Annotated in this window: 3 protein-coding genes; all 3 read left to right on the forward strand. The window is 65.9% G+C overall.

Going from position 1 to position 3,691, the window contains the following annotated elements; translation table 11 throughout:
* The coding region (locus C4U44_RS40935) for an Ig-like domain-containing protein (protein ID WP_146088470.1) at positions 1 to 354 on the forward strand (354 nt) is incomplete at its 5' end.
* Between the two features lie 258 nt (positions 355 to 612).
* A complete protein-coding gene (locus C4U44_RS41380; protein WP_146088471.1) occupies positions 613 to 855 on the forward strand; it encodes a chaplin in 243 nt (80 codons plus the stop codon).
* Between the two features lie 1,416 nt (positions 856 to 2,271).
* Entirely contained in the window at positions 2,272 to 3,687 is a 1,416-nt protein-coding gene (locus C4U44_RS40940; RefSeq protein ID WP_235032725.1) for a transcriptional regulator, read from the forward strand.
* Positions 3,688 to 3,691 lie beyond the last annotated feature (4 nt).

Here is a 3,691-nt window from a genome sequence, read left to right on the forward strand (position 1 = left end):
TACAACGGCAGCACGAGCTTCAACACCTCCACCTCACCCACCATCAACTCCACGGTGAACAAGGCCAACAGCACCACAACCCTCACCTCGAACCCGAACCCCTCAACCTTCGGGCAGGCGGTCATCCTGACCTCGACCGTCGCCATTGCGCCCCCGGGCGCGGGAACTCCCACCGGCACGGTGAGCTTCTTCGACGGCGCGACCCTCCTGGGCACAGGAACCCTCGGCGGCGGAACCGCCACCCTCACCACCAGCACCCTGGCGGTCGGCACCCACAACCTCACAGCGGTCTACGGCGGCAGCACCAACATCAACGTCTCCACCTCTCCCATCAACGTCCAGACCGTCATGTAAGCGCAAGTACGCCGGCCCCGACCCCGCGAAGGCTGTCGGTCGGGGCCGGTCGCTGCCCGCGACCCTGATCCGGCAAGCCCGACCGATGCATTCGCAGCTCCGCAGGAAAAAGAGCATTTCGTGCGCGACCGAGTTTGTACCACCCGCCAGCCCAGTGATTGGCGACCGGAAGCGTGACAGCTCCGGCATTCCCTTCGTTATCCGGTTGGCTGTCATCACCGGCAGCGCTGCGAAATAGCTCACACGAAGGATTCTCAGATGTCCATTGCGCGGAAAATCCCACTCGCCGTGGTCGCCGTCGGCGGCCTGATGATGGTCGGCGCCGGAACTGCTGTCGCGGACAACCATGCGACGGCCGTAGGATTCAATAGTCCTGGATTTCTGTCCGGGGCACCTGTCGCCACCGTCGCGTCCGAGCCACTGAACAACTGCGCCAACCACACGCCGGCTGGCGCAAGCGTGCTGTCCGGCACCGCGGGGAACCTCTGCCTGATCAATTAACTCGATTCGCCGTCGACGTCGAATGGGAATCATGGGGACCCCCGTTCGGCGTCGATTTGGCGTACCCGAGCGCCAGTGAAAATCTTCGAAATCTCACACCCGTTTCCCGCCAACACGCGACTGAAGAGGTGGAGAGCCTCACCTGGGCGTCGGCAGCCAGATAGTTGACGCGACGTCAATAGCCTATCATGCAGAAAACTGCGCCCCTTGGGCTGGGCGGCGCTCTCCCCATTCGGCGGCTAACGGGACTGCACTCCGTAGCCTGCTCGGTCACCGAACCAAACGCCATACGGGACGACTTAGGATTGAAGTCCCTTTCCGCTCGGCCTCCCCCCGGGATGCGCAGCTCCCCCTCTCCCTGGGAAACCCAGAGGAGGTGGGCGGGCCGACCCACGGGCCGACCCACATCTCCCCGCCAGCATCGACCCAGTGTCCGCTTGGACCCGGCGACGACCCGCCGCCCGCCGACTTCCGGGCCTCTGCGCCGCCAGCCCAGATCGAGACGATCTGCGAGCACTCCATCCGATTCGGAATTTCCGGGACTTCGTCGGATCCACCTGCTGACCTGGGCCCGTCAGCGCAACAAACCCACACACGGGGCGGCAATTTATCGGGACATCATTCCGCATAACAGATGCGCCGCCAAGGAAATCTCATCAATATGATGAAGCGTCAAATTTTCTTGACCGAGGAATACTTCTACTTGAACACCACATGGGATACCGATAAGGTGTGGCGGTCGTTCTTGCTCGGGATTGCCCCCTGGGCCGAACGGCACCGCGTCAGCCTTGCCCGTTGGCGTGACCGCTAGACCGATCCGACGGGACGCTGCGAGCGCGTCCAGCCCCCGCGCGCCTGACGGCAGCCGGTCAACGGAATATGCACGTGCAGATTTTGTAACTCCCTTACCGCTCTGTCGGAATCTGGACTCGATGGACAGTGCAGCCAGGTTGGCGGGCGGAAATTTCGTGTAGCCCCGAAGCACGGTCACAACGTCTCGCACTGCGTATCTCTTGGCGCACCATCAGGCGTCGAGCACCGCCATAGGAAGACGCGGAAACGCGCTCACCCAAGGTCGCATCCGCTCGCTCGTTTGCTCCTGTACTGACTATTCATTCGCACACTCGCTCCAGACCCACAAATCCCGATGGCCGACATTTCCAACCTCATCAATCACAGTCGGCAGGCATATCTCAGCCGCTCGCCGCCCCCCATGACACCAGCCACTCGGCCCACGCGATCTTCAACCACATATACGCGAGCACCCAGCGCGCCCAACAGACGATCCCGTCGGCCCCTGCGGCGGGCGCTGATGAGACCCTCGGTCGTAAAAATGACTGTCAGATTCACGGGCATTTTCGCTTCGCATATTCTTCTGTCACATACCAGTCACAACTTCCAGGAGGACGCACCCGAATGGCTGCTCGACGAATCGTCACTCGCCCGCCCAACGAGCGGCTGCAGGCCCTCATCAGCGAGGCCGGTTGTTCCAACATCGGATTGGCGCGCCGGGTCAACCAGGACGGTGCCCAACGCGGCCTCGACCTGCGCTACGACAAGACGTCCGTCAGCCGCTGGCTGAGGGGCCAGCAACCGCGCGGCGCGACGCCCTCCATCATCGCCCGCGTGCTCAGCCGGAAGCTGGGGCGCGAGGTGTCGGTGGAAGAGGTCGGCATGGCGCGCAACCGCGAACCGAACGCGTCCGAGATCGGCCTGGCCTTCGCAGCGACCCTGGAGGAGGCAATCGACCAGGCGACCGGCCTGTGGCGCGGCGACGCCACCCGCCGCAACCTCCACACCGGATCGCGACTGGCCATCTCGACGCTGCTCGCGCCCAGCCGGGACTGGCTGATCGCCGTACCGGACCGCGAGGTGGCCCACATCGGGGACCAGCCCGTCACCTCCGACGACGCCGAACTGGTCGCCCGGGTCACCCCGTACATCGCCGACCTCGACCACTTCTACGGCAGCGAACACGTCCGACCGCTCGCCGTGCACTACCTCGACACCGTCGTCTCCCGCATGCTCAAGGGCTCCTACGGCGGCGACGTCGGACCGCAGTTGTCCGCAGCCGCCGCGCGGTTAACCAAGCTGACCGGCTCCATGGCGGCCGACAGCCGCAAACCCGCCCTCGCCCAGCGCTATTACATCCAGGCCCTGCGACTGTCCCAGGCCGCGGACGACCGCCGCTACGGGGCCTACGTGCTGGCCGCGGGGATGAGCCACCTGGCAGCCGAACTCGGCTACCCGCAGGAGGTGACGCAACTCGCCCGCACCGCCCAGGAAGGCGCCAGAAGGAACATCACCCCCGCACTGGAGGCGTGCCTGTATGCCGCCGAGGCACGCGGGTACGCGCTGCTCGGCGACCGCCAGTCCTGCAGCCTCGCGGCGGGACGGGCGCTCCAGGCCATGGACAGATCCGTGCCGGACCGCGAACCCGACTGGATCGCACACTTCGACCGCGCCCGCCTCGCCGGCGAACTGGCGCACTGCTACGTCGATCTGCGGCACCCCGGGCTCGCCGTACGCCACGCCGAGGAGGCGATCATCGGCACCCCGGAGCACCGGGTGCGCCGGCGCGCGATCAACCTGCTGCTGCTCGCGACCGCGCAGATCCAGGCCGGCGAGGTGGACGAGGCGTGCGACACCGCCACGGAAGCGGTGGGCGTGCTCGCCCGCGTCCGGTCCGGGCTGGGCGTGGAGTACCTGAAGCGGGTCCGGTACCAGCTGCGGGCCTTCGCCGAGCGGAGCGCGGTACGCGACTTCGAGGAGCTGCTGCGTGAGGGGACGGCCCGGCGGAACGCCGACTCCCTGACCGTGCAGGGCGGATGACCGG

The sequence above is a fragment of the Actinacidiphila yanglinensis genome (assembly GCF_900107965.1).
Classification (GTDB): domain Bacteria; phylum Actinomycetota; class Actinomycetes; order Streptomycetales; family Streptomycetaceae; genus Actinacidiphila; species Actinacidiphila yanglinensis.

What these genes read in the sequence shown, in the direction of transcription:
- C4U44_RS41380 (WP_146088471.1), top strand. Translation starts at nt 613, where the DNA reads ATGTCCATTGCGCGGAAAATCCCACTCGCCGTGGTCGCCGTCGGCGGC.
- C4U44_RS40940 (WP_235032725.1), top strand. Translation starts at nt 2,272, where the DNA reads ATGGCTGCTCGACGAATCGTCACTCGCCCGCCCAACGAGCGGCTGCAG.